Source organism: Flagellimonas taeanensis (assembly GCF_003584105.1).
Classification (GTDB): Bacteria; Bacteroidota; Bacteroidia; order Flavobacteriales; family Flavobacteriaceae; genus Flagellimonas; species Flagellimonas taeanensis.
Window position 1 is genome coordinate 96,815 of record NZ_QXFO01000011.1, and the last position, 18,852, is coordinate 115,666.

Sequence of the window (18,852 nt, forward strand, 5' to 3'; positions counted from 1 at the left end):
AACTTTGGAAATTTATGATAAGATAATATGAAATATTTAGTTTGGATTTCAAGGGTCATCGTTGGGATACTCTTTATTATCAGTGGTTTGATCAAGCTGAACGATCCTATGGGATTTTCGTTCAAATTGGAAGAATATTTTAGTACCGGGGTATTGAACTTGCCTTTCCTGATGCCGATGGCCTTGGGCATTTCCATTTTTGTGGTCATCGTGGAAGTGATTTTGGGTGTGTTGTTGCTGATCGGTTTTAAACCCAAGTTTACGGTTTGGAGCCTTTTGTTGATGATCGTGTTCTTCACCTTCCTCACCTTTTACTCTGCCTATTTCAACAAGGTGACCGATTGCGGGTGTTTTGGCGATGCCGTAAAGTTGACCCCCTGGGAATCCTTCACCAAAGATGTGATCCTGTTGGTGTTGATCTTGGTGTTGTTCTTCGGAAGAAAATACATCACCCCCCTTTTCAATACCAAGACCAATTGGATTGTGGGGGGAGTGGCCCTAGTGGCCTGCATCCTCTTTGCCAACCATGTGCTGAACCACTTGCCTTCCGTGGATTTTCGGCCCTACAAGATAGGGGCGAACATAGAGGAAGGTATGACGGTTCCCGAAGGAGCTCCGGAACCCATTTATGAATACGCATGGCGTTTCAAGATAGGAGGAGAGGATAAAATCGTGGTGACCAATGGGGATTACCCTTCGGTGGATGGGGAATTCGTCGATGTGGAAACGACCATGATCCAAAAAGGCTATGAACCGCCTGTCCATGATTTTACGATTGAAAAGGATGGGGAGGATTTTGCGGCCGAACTTTTGAACGAGGAAAAACTGGTCATGGTGATTGCGTACGACTTGGCCAAAAGCAACTATGATGCCTTTGCGGAAGTGGCAAAAGCGACAAAAAAGGCCCAGGAAAGCGGATACAGGGTAATTGGGATGTCGGCCTCCAGTGCAGATTTGGCGAACAGGATAAAGAGCCAATACGGTCTGGAATTCGATTTTTACTTTACCGATGAAACGACCTTGAAGACCATTGTGCGTTCCAACCCGGCCCTATTGGTGCTCAAGAAAGGGACTATCCAACAAAAGGCGCATTACAACGATATTGATCAACTTGAGTTTTAGGGTTTATTGAAATCGAGGGGCAATTCGTATCAGGGAAATACCGAACATCAAGCACCAAAAACCAAAAACTTGAAACCATAAACATTGAACATAATAACAGAGTAACATAATAATACAACACATGAGAACAAAAATTGTGGCAGGCAACTGGAAAATGAACAATAACCTCAAAGAGACCGAAGCTTTGCTTACCGAGCTTTCGGCCAAATTGCCGGATACCAAAGCCGAAGTGATCGTGGCCCCTACATTTGTGAACTTAGCAGCGGCAAATGCTGCACTTCAATCATCTACCATAAAAGTGGCTGCGCAGAACATGCATTTTGCGGAGAGCGGTGCCTACACTGGGGAGATTTCTGCAGATATGCTCTTGGGCATCGATGTGGATATCGTTATTCTGGGCCATTCGGAAAGACGTGCCTATTTTGGTGAAGACGATGCGCTTTTGGCCAAGAAAGTGAAGACGGCCGTGGATAAAGGATTGAAGGTCATTTTCTGTTTCGGTGAAGAATTGGAGGACAGAAAAGCGGACAAGCATTTTGCTTTGGTGGAAAGCCAATTGAAAAATGCCCTGTTCAATTTGGATGCCAGTGCATGGAAGAATATCATTCTGGCCTATGAACCCGTTTGGGCGATAGGAACAGGGGAGACGGCAAGCCCGGAACAGGCACAGGAAATGCATGCCTTCATCAGAAAGACCATTTCGGATGCCTTTGGTTCGGCCGTGGCCGATGGGGTCTCCATCCTTTATGGAGGCAGTGTGAAACCAAGCAATGCCGCTGAGATTTTCTCCAAGCCCGATGTGGATGGCGGACTGATCGGAGGAGCATCATTGGTGGCATCGGACTTTGTGGCCATCATCGAGGCCATCTAATTTTTCTGCATGGCGTTGATTTATATTGAATACGATTTTAAGGTAAACCCAGCTCAACCGGCAACCGATATCCTGATTGCCGAGTTGGGTGAAGTGGGTTTTGAGAGTTTTGTGGAAAACGAGACTGGATTGTTGGCCTATATCCTCAAATCGGAATGGAAAGAAGGTCTTTTGGACGATTTTTTCATATTGCAGCATCCCGATTTCGAAATTTCATGGACCCATACGGAAATTGAACAGAAAAATTGGAACGCCGAATGGGAAAAGAATTTCCATCCCATCAAAGTGGGGGATAGGTGCATGGTCCGGGCCCCTTTCCATGAGGCCGAGGCCGTGGAATACGATATTGTCATCGAACCTAAAATGAGTTTTGGTACTGGACACCATCAAACCACCTACATGATGTTGCAACATATCCTGGATGCCGATTTTGAAGGAAAATCTGTTCTGGACATGGGCTGTGGCACCGGGGTATTGGCCATTCTTGCCAAGAAACGTGGTGCAGGCCCCGTGGATGCCATCGATATTGATGAATGGTGCTTTTTGAACAGCAAGGAGAATGTGGAAAGGAACGATTGTGCAGATATTGCCGTTTTTCAAGGTGACAGTACCCTGTTGGACGGAAGGAAATACGATGTCATCCTGGCCAACATCAACAGGAACATTCTGTTGGAAGACATCCCGATCTATGCGCAATGTCTCCGAAAAGGAGGCAATCTTTTTTTGAGTGGCTTCTATTTGGAGGATTTGGATGCCATTTCTTCAAAATGTAAGGCGCATGGTTTGGAATTTGAAAAAAAATTGGAGAAGGACAACTGGATTTCAGCAAAATATGTAAATTAGAAAAGCATAAACTCCACAGAACATGGGCACAAGGGAAAAACAGCTTGAGGATGTCCTTCTAGAGGAAGAGACGGTAAACCAGAACGAGATTGTACTTTTCAATGACAATGTCAACACCTTTGACCATGTCATAGAGACCTTGATCAACGTGTGCGAACATACGCCCGAACAAGCCGAGCAGTGTTCCCTGATTGTGCACTACAACGGAAAATGCACGGTAAAGACCGGGGAGTATTCTTATCTGAAACCCAAATGCACCCAACTTTTGGAAGCAGGGCTGAGCGCAGAGATCGTGTAGTCCTTCCCAGCCTCCCCCCAATCCCTTTTTGAACCTACCTTTTTGTGTCGCATGATGGTTGCAAACGACCCTTTTGATGGCAGAAGATGAAATGTCAAAAAAAGTATGGATCCATCACAAAAATCAAAGATGGGAAGAGTTTGCATATTGTAAATTTACCAACAACCAAAAAGTAAGAACCGTTAACCCTCTTTCCTGAAGCATGAGCGAATTTTTTAAGGCAGAACTGAAAGACCGTTTTTTGGAATATGCCTTGGACCGTAGTGATTATTTTGAGATACAGACGCTCTACGATGAATTTCTCCGTCCAAATTACAGTTTGCAGTATGTGGAAAGATTGGTGCGGGAAATACTGGAATACGACCCCAGTCTATTGGATGTGATGAGCGGCAACGGCATGGACATTTTTATGCTCGCCTCCACTTCCTCCACGGAAGATTTTTTGGAAGATGGCGGGTTCATGGACATGTATGTAAAGGAAGAGGAAAAGTGGGATGTGTTCCTAGATCAGCTGTCCAGCACACGAAAGCCGTCCAACACGCAGAACAAACTGTTCAAGGCACCCAGCTTGAAAAAGGAAAAGACACTGCTCATGGTCCTTATCTCTGCCATAGCCATGAGCTTTCTCTTCACCGTGATCAGCATTTTCAAGGAAACCTTTCTAGAGCCCGAATATGTACCCGCGGACGAATTTAAACGAAAAATGGAACTACTACAGGAACAGTATTTGCAAGAAAATGTACGTCTTCAGTCGGAGCTGAAACAGGCATTGTCGGTATTGGACTCCCTGAGCAGGTAGTGCTGTTTTTATTAGTTGGTCCATCAACCTAAAAGATGGGAAATGACCCGTTCCATTTTGTTGATACTTTCCTTGATCTGTTTTGGGTTGACGCAGCAAAAACCCATGACCAATCCGTTTTCCCCATTGTGGTGCACATAATATTTGCTCAGGGCATGCACCAGAATGTTGTGGTCCAAAAGCATCTTTTCCAACTGGACATCGATCAGGCCTTCTTTGGTGATATGAGCTATTAGGTGTAGCCCTGGATTTGAGGTATCCAGATGAAAGTAACGTCCCAAAACCTTTCTGAAATGGTGCATGAATACCTCCTTTCTTTCGTTGGAGATGTCTATAACGTTCCTGAGGTGTTTGTTCAGATGGTCTTTTTCAATGAAGGTGCTCATCGCCTTTTGGTTCTGTCTGGACACAAACCTGCTCGATTGTTGATAGAGTGCGACCACCGCGTCAAACAAGTAGTGGGGAACGATCATGTACCCGAGCCGCATGGAAGGGTGTATCAGTTTGTTGAACGTGCCAAGGTATATCACCCGTTCCTGCTGGTCCATCCCGAATAGGGAACCAATGGGTCTTTCCCAATTGCTGAATTCATGGTTATAGTCATCCTCCACAATGAAGGTTTCTTTTTCCGAGGCCCATTTCAAAAGTTCCTTTCTCCGCTCCATGCTCATCTTTATGCCGGTGGGGTACTGGCTGGAAGGAGTGGTATAGACAAATTTGGGTGATTGGCACGAGATGTTCTGGATGCTTAGGCCTTGGTCGTCCACATCGCTGGCACATATTTTGGCCCCCAGACTTTTAAAAAGGGCATGCGCCATGGGATAGGTCGGGTTTTCCACCACCACCTCGTCATGGGTTTCCAACAGCACATTGGACACAAGGTACAGGGAATGCAGCGACCCCGAGGTAACAATGATCTGATCGGGGTCACAATCGATGTCCCGGTACACTCTCAGATAGTTGGCCAGATTTTCCCGTAGGCACTGAAGTCCGATCGTATTGGAGTAGGAGAGCTCCGATGGGGTTACATGCCTCCAGTAATCCCCGATCAATTTTTTCCACAACTGTACTGGAAATATGTCCAAAGGAGGGAGACCAGGCCTAAAGGCAACCCCTTTTTCAGCACTTTCCCCGGACCAATCCATGTTCTGTGAGAATGCTTTTCCTTTATCCGAAAGCGACGGATAACTCCCCTTTTTGTCCTTTAAGGTAAAATTGAGCCTCAACTTTTTGTCTTTGGGAGACAGTATGTAGTAACCGGAACCTTTGACAGATTCGATGTAACGTTCCACGAGCAATAGATCGATGGCCTTCAGTACCGTACTGCGGGAAATGGCAAGATCTTTTGCCAAAATCCTAGAAGGAGGAAGCTTGGAACCCGGTTCCAAGGACCTCGTGAGGATGGCTTTCTTGAGCGCGTCGTATAGACTTATATAAATTTGAGGTTGAGGGTTGACATTCAAGCATAAGCCATTTCGTATTAAAATGCCTTTAATATTGAAATGCATAATTGGTATGCCCTATCTGATAAGAATTGGTAGGCGGAAGGTAGAAGTTTATCCTTTAATTTTTTGGTTTTTAACAGAAAGTTCACAATGAAAGTCCCAAATCCTATCAGTAGAACTTTGCCGATTTCCATTTTTTGTGTAGGACTTATAATCAGTTGCTCAGGTGTCCGGACAGTTGATTTTGAAACCCCGGTCGATACCTCCGACAAGCAGATCACATTTCAGGAAAGGCAAGTTTATTTCCAGGAAGACCATGGTCTTTTTGTGGACAATACGTTTGATGGTGCCCGGTTGAACGGAGTCGAAAAATTGAACGACAGTACCCTCAAGGCCATTATCAGGCCAGAGAATGAACCCATTAACAGCAGTCCTTACTACGCTTTTAAAATAGCATCAAATACCCCAAAAAAAATGTATGTATCCCTGGAATATCCACAGGGCCATGCACACCGATATGCCCCTAAAGTCAAGAAGCCGACCAAAGATTGGGAAATATTGGATTCCACAAAGATCTTCATTATGGATTCCTTGGTCACACTTGAACTATCCTTGGATGAGCAACCGACCCTCATCGCGGCCCAAGAACTGCAAACCTCGGAACAGGTGAAGGATTGGTATCATGACCTGTCATCGGGTAAGGGATATGTGAGGCCATACATTTACGGAACCTCTAAAATGGGTAGGGAACTTCCTGTTTTGGATATATATAGGGGAGGGAAGACGAGCAAGCCTATCATTGTCTTGCTGACGCGACAACATCCCCCGGAGGTAACCGGATTTTTTGCATTCAAGGCCTTTTTGGAAACCGTATTGGACGATTCAGAATTGTCCAATACGTTCTTGGATACCCATCGAGTGCTGGCCTTTCCCATCCTCAACCCAGACGGGGTGGACCTCGGCCATTGGCGCCACAATGCAGGAGGGGTGGATACCAATAGGGATTGGTCCAAGTACCGCCAACCGGAAATCCACCAAACCGTGGAATTTATAGAGGAGCAATTGAAAAAAGATGGAGCAAGACTGCTTTTGGGGTTGGATTTCCATTCCACCCATAAAGATGTTTTTTATACCAACACCTCCCAAGAAGGCAGCACACTTCCCCATTTTGAAAAGGATTGGTTCTCCGCTTTGGAGGAAAACATACCCCATTACAAGGTCAATGAATCTTCGGGAAACAGTACCAAACCAGTTTCAAAAGGCTGGTTTTTAAAACGGCATGGGGCCGTTGGAATCACCTACGAAATAGGGGACAACACTCCAAGGAACCGGATAAGTACCATAGGCAGGGTATCCGCCCAGGAAATGATGAAAATCTTATGCTCTAATACTAACTTAAACTAGCTTGATTATGGCCAAAACCCAGATGATATGTTTATGCATCCTGCTGTTTTTTGGAGGAATGGTATATGCACAAAAGCAGATAACCGGTACCGTCACAGATGCCAATGGGCCACTCCCAGGGGCCAGTGTGATCCTGAAAGGGACCACGGTGGGCACTACCACGGACTTTGATGGCAACTATACCATAACACTACGGGATGGACAGGATGTGCTACAGTTCAGCTATGTGGGCTATCTCACCAAAGAAATCCAAGTGGGGAAACAGACCGTCGTAAACGTCACATTGGAAGAAAATGCCGAAGTACTCCAAGAAGTGGTGGTCACCGCACAGGGGATAAAGAAGTCGAAAAAGGCCTTGGGGTATGCCATTGCCAATGTACGGCCGGATGAAGTCGAAAAACGGCCAGAAGCCGATATGGCCAGGGCCCTGCAAGGAAAGGTTGCAGGGGTGAGCATTACTCCGGCGGATGGGCAAACGGGTTCCTCTTCGGAAATCAGGATACGGGGAAATGTCTCGTTGACAGGGTCCAATGCCCCACTCATTGTGGTGAACAATGTACCCTTCAACGGATTGCTACGCGATATCGACCCCAATGATATCGAAAGCATCAGTATCTTAAAAGGTTTCAATGCATCAGTGCTCTATGGAAGCGAGGGGCGGAACGGGGTCATCCTGATACAGACCAAGAGTGGATCGGCCCGAACAGGGGAGGTACGGACAACCGCCTCCTATTCCACAACGGTTTATTCCAATACGGTATCCCAACTCCCTGAATTTCAGAACACCTATTCCAATGGATTGGAAGGGGTCCAGTTTGATCCCACAATCGTATCCAATTTTGGCCCTGCTTTCTCCACTTTGGGGGAAGTGGCCCATCCGTATGCGGCTTTGGGAAGCATCTTCCCAGAATTTGAAGGGGCCACCGTACAGATGGCGGCCAAACCAGACAATGTGCGGAACATTTTCAGGATGGGTATCGGAACCACCCATTCCTTCACTTTTGCGGCATCGAAAGAAAAGGTAGGTTTCAACCTTTCCGCAGGTTATGCGGATGAACAAGGAATCATAGACCATAACGACCTCAAGCGGTTCAATTTGAGCGTTGGAGGAAAGGCCCAACTCACCGATAAACTTAATGTGTCGGCCAATATCGGCTATTCCACCCGAAAGGTGAACCTCGTCAATGACGAAAGCATTTTTAGTGTGGTCTATCACCTTCCCCGGTGGATCGACCTAACCGAACTGCCCTACCAGAATCCGTTGACGGGCGAATCCGTATACTACAGGAATGATACCAACCCCCTTTGGATACTGCATAACTCGGGCAATTATGATGATAAGGTAAGGGTTTTTGGCAATGTTGCCGCAGACTATCAGATTGCAGAGAGCCTTAACTTGACCTATCGTGTGGGTTTTGACAGCGAGACCTACATGGGTTTTGATTACTCCAATAAGGGAGGATATAGTGACGATAGCTTTAGGAATGGCTATTTGAATCTTGGAGACAGCAAGGAGGTCATCATCAACCAAACAGCTTTGCTTGGCTATAATAAGGACCTGTTCAAAAACTTCAACCTAGAGGCCCAATTGGGTATGAACTCCCAGTTGACACGCTACACCGGGAATTCCACCAGTTCTGACGGACAGATTGTGTACGGCTTCTTGAGGCCGAGCAATTTTACCACAACCGAGGCCAGCTACACCCACACAGAAGAGAATTTGGCCGGAGCCTTTGCCCAACTTCAATTTGCCTACAAGAATTACCTGTATGCCACATTTTCAGGAAGGAACGATTGGGGTAGCACGGTGGAACTGGACAATCGTTCTTTGTTCTACCCCGGTGCATCCTTTTCATTCATTCCTACTTCCGCCCTCAACTTTGGGGGAAATACAATCAATTATTTGAAATTCAGATATGCTTATGCTACATCATCGGGTTATCCGGCACCCTACAGGACCAGGAGTACCTTGATCATAGATCCGTTGCGTTTTGCTGCGGCTGATGGAACATACCCGATCACCAACAGGTACAGCACCCGATATGCCAACTTGAACCTCAAACCAGAGCTTCACAAGGAAGTGGAGGTGGGAATGGAGGCCAAGCTGTTCCATAACAGGGTCAGTTTGGAAGCGTCTGCCTATATACGGGTCTCCAAGGACCAGATCGTGGAGTCTCCCTTGGCCCCCTCTACAGGTTATGACGATCAATACATCAATTTGGGGAGGATAGACAACGAAGGGGTGGAAGTTGATTTGGGAATCGATATGTTCAGAGGGAAAAATTTTCGTTGGAACCTCCGGAATATTTTTACGGCGGATGAATCGCTTGTGGTGGAGACCACGCCCACTCGGGCAGATATCAATATTACAGAAGATCGCTTCGCAGTGGAAGGTCAACCCTTTGGGGTCATCAAAGGGGATTATGCCCTTCGGGACGAAAATGGCAACCTGCTGATCAGTGGCAATGGTTCGTCAACCCGGGTGGGGGAAGTGATCACGAGCAGCGATATAGGTCTGGAGACCAAGGTCATCGGAGATCCCAATCCCGATTGGCGGTTGACGACCATCAACACTATAGGAATCAAGAAGTTTTCAATATCTGCCCAGTTGGAATACACTCATGGCGGGGAGATCTATTCCAGTAGTGTGGCAAATATGTTGCAACGCGGTGTGGCCAAAGAGACTGAGGATAGGGAAGGCTCCTTCATCATTCCTGGTTATTTGGCCGATGATGAAACGGGCGAGCTATTGCTGGATGCCAATGGCGACCAGATTCCCAACACCATTCAACTCAATAGCGGAAGGGTCGGTTTTTCCAATTATTACAACGCCAACGATCTGGCCATGTGGGACACCTCCATATTCCGTTTGAGGGAAGTTGCACTGGGGTATACCCTTAGCCCAAAAAAGGGAGAACGGCTTCCATTTCAAAGAATTGATTTTACCCTTTCGGGCAGGAACCTGTGGTACCGTGCCCCAAATTTTCCCAAATATGTGAACTATGACCCAGAGAGTGATGGTCTGGAAGGGGACAGTACGGTGCCCTCCACGAAGAGGTTTGCTTTTGGAGTATCGGTAACATTTTAACGAATCAAAAAGTATCAAAATGCAAAGAACAATAAAACGCGTTGGAGTTATGGTATCGGCCTTCATGCTCTTTTTGGGCTGTGAAATTTCAAACTTTGACTTGCAGGAAAACCCAAATTTCCTTACCCCCGAAAGTGCCGACCCCGAATATTTGTTGAATGAGATTCAGTACCAGTTCCAGTATTTTATGGGCTTGATGATCCTGAACACCGATGATGTAATGCGCTACGAGGCCTTGACCGATAATTACAGGGATGTGGTGTCCGTGGATGTTCTTGATGCGGAATGGGAAAGCTATTTTGAAGCCCTGAACAATTCACGGACCATTGAGAAACTTGCGGCGGAAGATGAAAGTTTACTGTTTCACAACGCCATAAACAAGTTGCTCATGGGCTATCTCAGCGTTACCATGGTGGACTATGTGGGCAAGATGCCCTACACGGAGGCCGTCAACCCATCCGAATATCCCAATCCAAGGTTGGATGATGGGGATGATATCTATAGGAGTGTATTGGCGGACATTGATCAGGCCCTATTGGATATTGAAGCTTCCAATTTCAATTTTTCAACAGATCTTTTTTACAATAGCGACAAGGATAAATGGAAAGCGTTTGCCAACACCCTTAAGTTGCGAATATTGGTGCAGACGAAGTTGGCCAGCTCACAATTGGGCATCGCCAATGTAGCAGCAGAGATCAACAAGCTTATGGAAGGAGATTTGATCGATACCCCAACGGAAGATTTTCAATATATCTATTCGACTGTGATTGAACCGGAAAGCAGGCACCGTTATTTTCAAAGGGCTTATGTAAGTGATATTGGCCAGTATATGGGCAATTACTTTATGTATATGCTCAAGGACTCCAAAAGCATGGCAGATCCCCGACTTCGCTACTACCTGTACCGTCAGGCCGATGAAGACCCTTATAGTATTCCACCATACTCCACCTGCCAAAACGAATCGAATGTGGATTACTGCTACGTGGGGGATTATTATAGGGGGTTGGACCATGGAGAGAGCCGAACAGGATATGGGGACAATAGTAAAAGGGCCGTCTATGGTATCTATCCAGGTGGCGGTACTTTTGATGAGGACCAGTTTCTTAGGGCATCCACTACCTCTACCCATTTGGAAGGAGCAGGGATATTGCCTTTGCTCACATCATCTTTTGTAAAGTTTCTGATGGCCGAGGCGGCCCTTACCCTTGAGACCAATGGTGACCCAGCAATTTTGCTGGAAGAAGCCATCAGGGACTCCATGCAAAAGGTGCTTGGATTTGGTAATGTCAGCTCTGATTTTGAGGCCACGGAAGCCGATGTGGATGCCTATGTGGCAGAGGTCATGACCAATTATGGCAATGCTGCCAGTGATGAGGAAAAGTTGGACATTATCATTACCGAATACTATTTGGCAGCTTATGGAAATTCCGTTGAAGCCTATAATGCCTACCGAAGGACAGGGTACCCATCCAATATGCAGGAGCCCATCAATGGGGACACAAGCTTCCCCAGAAGTTTTCCATATTCTTCCAATGCTGTGCAAATTAACCGATTCATCAAACAGAAACAGAATTCCGAACGGGTATTCTGGGACACCAATCCTGAGGGATTCATTAAATAACAAAAGAGATTGTCATGAGAAGAAGCATAAAGTTTTTGACCGTTTTGCTATTGATTTTTGGCTGTGCCAACGAATTCAATACATTTCAGAACATCACCGACCGAGGGGGATATATTGTTTTTACGGAAGAACCGGACCTCAGCTTCAATATTTTGAAATTGGATACTGAGGTCTTTAGTGCCACCTTGTCCGACCCCAATGGGAATGCCATAGGGTACACTCTGACCATGAAGTATGGTAATGTTGTGGTGGAGAATGTGTTCCAGACGAGCAGTTTTCCCGCTACTTTGGAGTTCAGTATTGCAGAAATTCTGGAAGCTTTCAATTTGACAGCGGATGATATCGGTCTTTCGGATAGGATCAGTTTTGTTGCGAAGGTTACAACCCCGGATGATGTTTTTGATGGACGTTCCCCCGATTTTGATTTCAATAACATCAACCAAGGTGGGGACACCACCGACCGGTTGAAGTATCCCGGGCAGCACAATGCGATGGAGTTTTCCATGAGCTTTTACCAGCCGCCGGGCAGAAAAATAAGGGGTACCTCTTTTGAGGAAGTACCTGTTGGTCCCGATGATGCCGTTTATGTCAGGAATGGTGCCAATGACGAAACGTTGGACCTCATCAATGGGGATAACCCGCCATATGTAGATTATGTGGCCAAGGGCACTGGTGCGGATGACGAACTTGGGTTCGATTCCGAGTACATCGCCATTACCAATATCAGTGAGAGCAGTCTGGGATTTTCAGAAGAACGAATAGGGGTCACTGCTTTATTGGAAAGCTTTGAATCCTATCCGGATGGTGTCCAGGGATTTCATTCCGAAGATGCGGATGGGGCCATCAGGATCACCTTTGATACTGTTGAGGTTCCCGAGGGCCAGAACAATTCAGGCATTTCTTTTCAGGTCTTCTTTGGGGATACCAGTTGGGAAGAACTGGATGGGATCCATGCCTATGCCAATATTACTACTGATGAGGGCAATGATGTGTTGGAGTTGATCAGCGTATACAATAATGATGTGGAAACTTTGGCAGGAAGGTGGCAAGAGGTCAATAGTGGGTTCATCAAGGGGATACGGTCCTATCAATTGGTCATCCAGATACAGTCTGGGGCCACGCCGGAATTCTTTGACCTGGACAACATCATCGTTTACGAACCCGAAGAAGATTAGAAAGTCCAAGGGCGGCCCATAAATGGAGTAGATTTATGGGTATCAAAAATTTACAAAAGCCATGAAACACAAGATTATCATTCTTTTGATCCTATTCTTAGGTCTGGGTTCCTGTAAAAAGGACAGGATGGAAGTGGATATCCTCATCAAGAACGGAACAGTGTACAATGGGGTTGATTCCATTCCCAGTGCGCTGACCCTAGGGTTGGTTGGGGACAAGATTGCATATGTCGGTACCGGAAAACACATGGATTTTTCTGCGAACAGGATCATTGACGCAGAAGGGATGATCGTATCACCGGGATTTATTGACCCCCATACCCATGCCGACAGGGAACTGAAGGATCCTAAGGAATCCCACAACAAACCTTTTTTGTTCCAAGGTGTCACCACAGTGGTCGTGGGCAATGATGGTAGTAGTGATTATCCCTTGGCGGAATATGAACAGATGTACAAAAGCAACGGAGTGGGCACCAATGTGGCTTTTTTGGTGGGACAGGGTACCATCAGGGAAAAAGTGATGGGCCAGAGTGATAGGGAAGCCACCGATGTAGAGATCCTGAAAATGATGGAACTGGTGCAGCAGGAAATGGATGCCGGGGCCCTAGGCATGTCCACGGGATTGTTCTATGCGCCAGGAAGTTATGCGAGTACAGAAGAAGTGATTGCCTTGGCAAAGGTTGTGAGACAGAACCATGGGATCTATGACACCCACCTAAGGGACGAAGGAGCCTATTCCATTGGCTTGGTGGCTGCCGTGAAAGAAGCCATTGAGATAGGTGTAAAAGCGGATTTACCCGTACACATATCGCATATCAAATGTCTGGGAAAACAAGTTTGGAAGCAGAGTGATTCATTGATCACAATTATTGAAGAAGCCCAGAAAAAAGGAGTTAGGGTAACAGCCAATCAATACCCCTACGAAGCATCGGCCACAGGCCTAAAAGCGGCCGTTGTGCCACGCTGGGCAGAAAGTGGGGGGAAGGATTCCCTGTTCACCCGATATGGGGACGTAAAGTTGAAGCCCCACATCTTGGAGGAGGTAAAAGCGAACATTGAACAACGGGGAGGCCCTGAAAATCTGTTGATTGTCAATGCAGACCATAAGGAGTTTGAAGGAAAGACGCTTCAGGAGATAGCTCAAGAAATGGGATTGGATGCCAACGAAGCTGTTTTTGAAATCCTTGACAAAGGCTATGCACGGGTCGCTTCTTTCAGTATGGCACCTTATGACATCAAAAATTTCATGAAGCAGGATTGGGTGGTGACCAGTTCGGATGGCAACACGGGACACCCAAGAAAATATGGCACGTTTCCTCGCAAATACAAGGAATATGTAAAAAGCGGAGTGATCAATTTGGCGGATTACATCAACGGAAGTACCTCACGGACCGCCGACATCCTCGGAATCCCCCAAAGAGGGACAATCCAGGAAGGGTACCATGCCGATGTCATCATTTTTGACCCCGAGACCTTTGGCGACAAAGCAGATTACCAAGACCCATTTCAACTTTCCGAAGGTTTGCAGTATAGCATCATCAATGGAAAAATATCGGTAGAAAAAGGAACATATAACGGACAATTGAATGGAAGAACAATAAAAAAGGAATAATATGAAAATCAAATCTTACAACAACTACCTACAAAAAACAGCGGCCCTCGTTGTGTTGGTCGCCGCTATAGCCTGTTCGTCAGGGAGCGAGGGTGAGGAAACACCGGCACCCGATGTGCAAGCACCATCCAAGCCCATAGGATTGGTGGCCCAGGAGGTGACCCAGAATTCCCTATACCTGTATTGGGAACCTGCCACCGACAATGTCAAGGTGAAGAACTATTCCCTGTACCTGAACAACGAGTTTTTGGTGGGTTCGGGCAAAACTTCCTATGCGCTGTCCGGTTTGGAACCCGGAAAAATGTACGCATTTCAGGTCCAGGCCAATGATGCGGCCGGTAACTCCTCAGAGTTGAGCGAGCCTTTGAATGTATCCACTATGGATAAACTTGAAGCGGAGCTCCAATACGATTCCGGGAACATTGAGACCTATTTGAGAGGTTTTGTGGATAATGTACCGGGTTTTTCGGGCAACAATTACAAAGTACCGACCGAAAACGACCTGAAACAATGGGAACTGATCATCGATGCGCTTTTGGACGACAACATACAGGAAGCCGTTGAGCAGGCAGTCTATCTCAACTATCAGGTAGTGGAGTTCACGGATACGTTTTCCAGTCCTAATCAAGTCTTTTATGTCCTGAAGGAATTTTCCATAAGGACCAATTATTGGGGCACCTTCGTGTTCAGCAAGACCCCAAAAAGGGAGAACCTTGTACTGGCGGCCCCACACGTGCTCCATGACCAGAACACAGGCTACCAAGCGGCCTATGTCTTTAGGCAGAATGTGCCCAAAGCACTTTTTATCAGTGGAGCGCACCGTTGTAACAGGGAAGAACCTGCACCCTGCTCCGGGACAACAAGCGCCTGCAGTACCAATTATCAGGCATATCGAGTGTCGGATGTACCTCACAATGTGAATTCCATGTTCCAAAAGACCACGGAAATGATGTTCGATGCACTGCCCAATAGCGTTTTTGTACAATTGCATGGGTTTGACAAGGAAGCGTCCGATCCTTCCTTGATCATGAGCAATGGGACGAACAAGACCCCGCAAATAGACTATGTGGCCATGCTAAGGGATGCGCTATTACAGGAAGACAACAGTTTGACTTTCAAAATACCCCATATCGATGTGAATTGGACCCGCTATGCGGCATTTGACAATACCCAAGGGCGTTATATCAATGGTTCGCCCAATCCTTGCAGTGTTTCGGCCACCAATACCACGGGAAGGTTTGTGCACATAGAGCAGGAAAGGTCCAAACTGCGTGCCAATGAAACCGGATGGGCCAAGGTGAGCAATGCCCTTGAAAAGGTATTCTGACAAGATCCATCATATATGATAAAAACAAGAATGTCCAAAAAGCTCATTATCTGTCAGTTCGAGCGCAGTCGAGAACCTAAACTATGTTGATGATCAATGGGTTTCGACTGCGATCAACCTGACAAATTCAAAATTTTAGTGCTTTTTGGGCATCTTATTTTTTAGGGGGGAAGTGTGGATCATTGTGAATTCTTTCTTCTGAGCAACTCTTTTTTGATCAGTTCCATTTCCCTTGACGATTGGGAGCCAACAGAGGAGTTTTCCTCCGCACGCCTGATCAGATAGGGCATCACATCCCGTACAGGGCCAAAGGGAACATACTTTGCCACATTATAACCCCTCTCGGCCAGATTGTAGCTGATATTGTCGCTCATGCCATAGAGCTGTCCGAACCAAATGCGTTCATCGGAATTGGAAATGTTTCTTTCCTTGAGTTTTTTCACCAATTGAAGACAGCTTAGCTCATTGTGGGTTCCCAGGAAGAGGTCGAACACATCGAGGTTTTCCAGGACATAATTGCCCCCATTGTTGAAATTTTGATCAGTGCTGGATTTGTCCTCGCAGACCGGACTTTCATAGCCATGCTCAAGGGCCCTGTCCCGTTCTTTTTCCATATAGGCACCGCGTACCAATTTCACACCGATCTTAATGCGGTGCTGTTCCCCAAGGGCCTTCAACTTTCTCAGATAATCGATTTTTTTACTCAAATAGAGTTGTACGGTGGTGAATACGACCGTTCGTTGGGTATTGTACTTTACCATCATTTCTTCGGTAAGCCCGTCAATGGCCGTATGGCACCAAGATTCCTCAGCATCGACCATGATTTTGAGATTTTCTGTCTTCGCTACGGATTCACAGATCATCTCAAAGCGGTTCCTGACTTTGTTCCATTTTTCCATTTCAATATCATCCAATGGAGATCCGTTCGATACCTTTTCGAAAAGTTCGAGGCTTCCTAAACCAGAGGGTTTGAACACCAAAAAGGGAACCTGCTTCTGAAATTCTGAAAACTCACAGATTTTCAGCAAGGTTTCCAGCGTTTGGTCAAAACTTGCTTCATTTTCGGCGCCTTCCACGGAATAGTCCAAGATCGACATGATCTCTCCGCCATTGTAAAGTGCATCTATCTTTGTTTTGCACTCCATTAGGCTTTCCCCACCACAGAATTGGGAAAAGATGGTTTTTTTGATGATGGGGTCTATAGGAAGCCTACTTTTAAAAGCAATGTTGAGCAGAGGTTTTGCCATCCGGGTAAGCCAGCCATATTCCAGCATCCCAAAAAGGAATTTTGCCCGCAACAGTTCTTTTTTTGTCCTTGTCCCAAAGGCGGTTTCGGTATTATTGAAATTTATAGTGTCCGACATGATGATTGCGCATTTACATACATCCCATTGACTTTGGATTTGGCCCTATCGCACGAGCATGGAGGACAAAACCCAAAATGGGTGCTACAGATTCCTAAAATTTTTAAGTTGACTTGCCTTGGTTTGGGCAATCCTAAATGAAGAAAGTATCGTGGCGATGGTATGGTTCGCCACGATACATAAAAGGGCACACTAACCTATTTTACTATAAAAACAATTCATGTTTCAACAATCTATTTTAGCCCTTTATTCCTGGTTGTAAGATTTTGTAATTGGTCTTTTCCTTTTCTTTTCTCACAATCTCTTTCACATCTTCCAAAAGCTGTTTGGCATCATAAATAATACCATCCTTAATGGTGTATTTGACGCCGCCTACCCTTTGGATGGTATTGTCCTCCATCAGCTTGATGGCCCCTGTTCCATAAAGTGTCTTAAGGTTGACCAACGGATTTTCTTCCGTAATCACAAAATCAGCCAATTTACCAACGGCAATTGTTCCGATTTTGTCATCCATTCCCAAAGACTCGGCACCATTCAACGTGGCAGCCTTGATGATTTCCAAAGGATGGAACCCGGCCTCTCTCAAGAGTTCCATTTCACGAGGGTATGAAAAACCATAGAGTTCATAGATAAACCCGGCATCTGTACCCACTGTAACCCTCCCGCCACGATTTTTGTATTCGTTGATGAAGGTCATCCATAGCTCATAGTTCTTTTTCCAATCAATTTCCCTCTCAGTACCCCAGTAATGCCAGTACGATCCGTGGGATTGGCGGCTTGGCGAGTAAAATTCCCAAAGACTTGGTAAGGTGTATTCCTCGTGCCATTCGGCGCGTCTGGCGCGGGAGAGGTCCCTGTTGGCTTCATAGATGACCATGGTGGGCGAAAGTGTGAAGTCCAATTCGAGCAGTTCATTCATCACGGCATTCCATTTGTCGGAATACGGTTTGGCGGCCTGTGTCCATAATTGTCCGGCCTCGCCAAAACGATCTTGCTCGTTTTGATAGTTATAGTCCAAGGAATAATCTTGGACGGTCCTGTCATCGAACAAAGCTTCGGGAAGACCATACCAGTGCTCCATGGCAGTAAGCCCGGCCCTGGCACTGTGGAGCACGTTCCATCTGCCCACATAGACCTGGGCATGGTGCATTTTGGAGCGCAGACCTAAATTTTTGTTCTCTTTGAGGGCCGCGGCCATGACTTCTGGCTCAGCACCGAAAAATTTAATACCATCTGCCCCTTTTTTTGCGTTTAGGCGTACCCATTCCACGGCCTGCTCCGGTGAGGATATGTCTTCCCTTCCTGTACCACCGTTAAGCTTGCTGCCAAAAGCGGTATAGGCCATGATCCTTGGGGCCGTTATTTCATTTTTTGTACTTTTTCTTTTATGTTCCAAGGTCCAATCTATCCCATTGCCGGAAGCTGGATCCGCAATGGTTGTTACCCCATGTCCCATCCAGAGTTTGAACACATATTCGGCTGGGGTTCCCTGTGATGTGCCACCAATATGGGCATGGGTATCCACAAATCCAGGCATAATGTACATCCCTTCGGCATTCAGTTCCTTGCCGCCCGGTTTAAGGGTTGGACGTCTACTCGGATTGATGGGCACCCCTGGGTATCCTACCACACTTACCTGGGTTATGATATTGTTCTCGACCACGATGTCCACAGGGCCTTGTGGCGGTGCCAAAGTACCGTTGATCATGGTGGCGCCCCTAATGATCAATTGACTCCAAGGACCTTCGCCTTCGCTTCTTGCAGGGGCTTTTTCTATTTGACCAAACCCGTTCTGGAGTATAAGGAAGCAAAAACCGAACAGGAGACTGAGTTTTAAAGTTTTCATTGTAATCATTCTTGAGTATTTGAATTATTTTTTAGAC

14 protein-coding genes are annotated in these 18,852 nt (G+C 46.3%); 11 read left to right on the plus strand and 3 right to left on the minus strand.

Annotated elements, in window-relative coordinates:
- Positions 1–27 precede the first annotated feature (27 nt).
- From D2V93_RS05215 to D2V93_RS05235, 5 genes are all read left to right on the plus strand, one after another.
- Positions 28–1,122, plus strand: a complete 1,095-nt coding sequence (locus tag D2V93_RS05215) for a BT_3928 family protein (RefSeq protein ID WP_119618685.1) — start codon at positions 28–30, stop codon at positions 1,120–1,122.
- Positions 1,123–1,243: 121 nt separating this feature from the next.
- Positions 1,244–1,993: a triose-phosphate isomerase gene (gene tpiA, locus D2V93_RS05220; protein ID WP_119618686.1), complete on the plus strand. Its 750-nt coding sequence runs from the start codon at positions 1,244–1,246 to the stop codon at positions 1,991–1,993.
- 9 nt (positions 1,994–2,002) lie between these two features.
- The gene (prmA, locus tag D2V93_RS05225; RefSeq protein ID WP_119618687.1) at positions 2,003–2,836 is read left to right on the plus strand and encodes a 50S ribosomal protein L11 methyltransferase; all 834 of its coding nucleotides are present in this window, start codon (positions 2,003–2,005) and stop codon (positions 2,834–2,836) included.
- A gap of 22 nt (positions 2,837–2,858) precedes the next feature.
- Positions 2,859–3,134 (plus strand): ATP-dependent Clp protease adaptor ClpS, encoded by a 276-nt coding sequence (locus D2V93_RS05230; protein WP_072877158.1) that lies wholly within the window; start codon positions 2,859–2,861, stop codon positions 3,132–3,134.
- Positions 3,135–3,336: 202 nt separating this feature from the next.
- Positions 3,337–3,933 (plus strand): hypothetical protein, encoded by a 597-nt coding sequence (locus D2V93_RS05235; RefSeq protein ID WP_119618688.1) that lies wholly within the window; start codon positions 3,337–3,339, stop codon positions 3,931–3,933.
- A gap of 23 nt (positions 3,934–3,956) precedes the next feature.
- Here the strand turns inward: D2V93_RS05235 and pdxR are convergent, their stop codons facing one another.
- Positions 3,957–5,441, minus strand: coding sequence for a MocR-like pyridoxine biosynthesis transcription factor PdxR (pdxR, locus tag D2V93_RS05240; protein ID WP_119618689.1), 1,485 nt, complete (start codon positions 5,439–5,441; stop codon positions 3,957–3,959).
- An 87-nt stretch (positions 5,442–5,528) separates the two neighbouring features.
- Here pdxR and D2V93_RS05245 point away from each other — a divergent pair, with 87 nt between their 5' ends.
- The 6 genes from D2V93_RS05245 (at position 5,529) to D2V93_RS05270 (ending at position 15,605) form a co-directional block, all read left to right on the plus strand.
- Positions 5,529–6,782 carry a M14 family metallopeptidase gene (locus tag D2V93_RS05245; RefSeq protein ID WP_119618690.1) on the plus strand — a complete coding sequence of 418 codons (1,254 nt, stop codon included), beginning with the start codon at positions 5,529–5,531 and terminating at the stop codon, positions 6,780–6,782.
- Positions 6,783–6,804: 22 nt separating this feature from the next.
- Positions 6,805–9,870 (plus strand): SusC/RagA family TonB-linked outer membrane protein, encoded by a 3,066-nt coding sequence (locus tag D2V93_RS05250; protein ID WP_182849946.1) that lies wholly within the window; start codon positions 6,805–6,807, stop codon positions 9,868–9,870.
- Between the two features lie 19 nt (positions 9,871–9,889).
- Positions 9,890–11,491: a SusD/RagB family nutrient-binding outer membrane lipoprotein gene (locus D2V93_RS05255; protein WP_119618692.1), complete on the plus strand. Its 1,602-nt coding sequence runs from the start codon at positions 9,890–9,892 to the stop codon at positions 11,489–11,491.
- Positions 11,492–11,505: 14 nt separating this feature from the next.
- Positions 11,506–12,666, plus strand: a complete 1,161-nt coding sequence (locus D2V93_RS05260; protein ID WP_119618693.1) for a hypothetical protein — start codon at positions 11,506–11,508, stop codon at positions 12,664–12,666.
- 61 nt (positions 12,667–12,727) lie between these two features.
- Complete coding sequence (locus tag D2V93_RS05265) at positions 12,728–14,278, plus strand: N-acyl-D-amino-acid deacylase family protein (RefSeq protein WP_119618694.1); 1,551 nt, start codon at positions 12,728–12,730, stop codon at positions 14,276–14,278.
- Position 14,279: 1 nt separating this feature from the next.
- On the plus strand, positions 14,280–15,605 hold the full coding sequence (locus tag D2V93_RS05270; RefSeq protein WP_119618695.1) for a fibronectin type III domain-containing protein: 1,326 nt from the start codon (positions 14,280–14,282) through the stop codon (positions 15,603–15,605).
- Between the two features lie 179 nt (positions 15,606–15,784).
- On the opposite strand, the gene D2V93_RS05275 is transcribed toward D2V93_RS05270, so the two are convergent.
- Both D2V93_RS05275 and D2V93_RS05280 read right to left on the minus strand, forming a co-directional pair.
- Entirely contained in the window at positions 15,785–16,969 is a 1,185-nt protein-coding gene (locus tag D2V93_RS05275) for a proline dehydrogenase family protein (protein WP_119618696.1), read from the minus strand.
- A 238-nt stretch (positions 16,970–17,207) separates the two neighbouring features.
- Entirely contained in the window at positions 17,208–18,815 is a 1,608-nt protein-coding gene (locus D2V93_RS05280) for an amidohydrolase family protein (protein ID WP_119618697.1), read from the minus strand.
- Between the last annotated feature and the right edge of the window lie 37 nt (positions 18,816–18,852).

Bases quoted from the DNA above. Each gene is read 5' to 3' on its own strand.
- D2V93_RS05215 (WP_119618685.1), top strand. From the start codon at position 28: ATGAAATATTTAGTTTGGATTTCAAGGGTCATCGTTGGGATACTCTTT.
- tpiA (WP_119618686.1), top strand. From the start codon at position 1,244: ATGAGAACAAAAATTGTGGCAGGCAACTGGAAAATGAACAATAACCTC.
- prmA (WP_119618687.1), top strand. From the start codon at position 2,003: ATGGCGTTGATTTATATTGAATACGATTTTAAGGTAAACCCAGCTCAA.
- D2V93_RS05230 (WP_072877158.1), top strand. From the start codon at position 2,859: ATGGGCACAAGGGAAAAACAGCTTGAGGATGTCCTTCTAGAGGAAGAG.
- D2V93_RS05235 (WP_119618688.1), top strand. From the start codon at position 3,337: ATGAGCGAATTTTTTAAGGCAGAACTGAAAGACCGTTTTTTGGAATAT.
- pdxR (WP_119618689.1), bottom strand. From the start codon at position 5,441: ATGCATTTCAATATTAAAGGCATTTTAATACGAAATGGCTTATGCTTG.
- D2V93_RS05245 (WP_119618690.1), top strand. From the start codon at position 5,529: ATGAAAGTCCCAAATCCTATCAGTAGAACTTTGCCGATTTCCATTTTT.
- D2V93_RS05250 (WP_182849946.1), top strand. From the start codon at position 6,805: ATGATATGTTTATGCATCCTGCTGTTTTTTGGAGGAATGGTATATGCA.
- D2V93_RS05255 (WP_119618692.1), top strand. From the start codon at position 9,890: ATGCAAAGAACAATAAAACGCGTTGGAGTTATGGTATCGGCCTTCATG.
- D2V93_RS05260 (WP_119618693.1), top strand. From the start codon at position 11,506: ATGAGAAGAAGCATAAAGTTTTTGACCGTTTTGCTATTGATTTTTGGC.
- D2V93_RS05265 (WP_119618694.1), top strand. From the start codon at position 12,728: ATGAAACACAAGATTATCATTCTTTTGATCCTATTCTTAGGTCTGGGT.
- D2V93_RS05270 (WP_119618695.1), top strand. From the start codon at position 14,280: ATGAAAATCAAATCTTACAACAACTACCTACAAAAAACAGCGGCCCTC.
- D2V93_RS05275 (WP_119618696.1), bottom strand. From the start codon at position 16,969: ATGTCGGACACTATAAATTTCAATAATACCGAAACCGCCTTTGGGACA.
- D2V93_RS05280 (WP_119618697.1), bottom strand. From the start codon at position 18,815: ATGAAAACTTTAAAACTCAGTCTCCTGTTCGGTTTTTGCTTCCTTATA.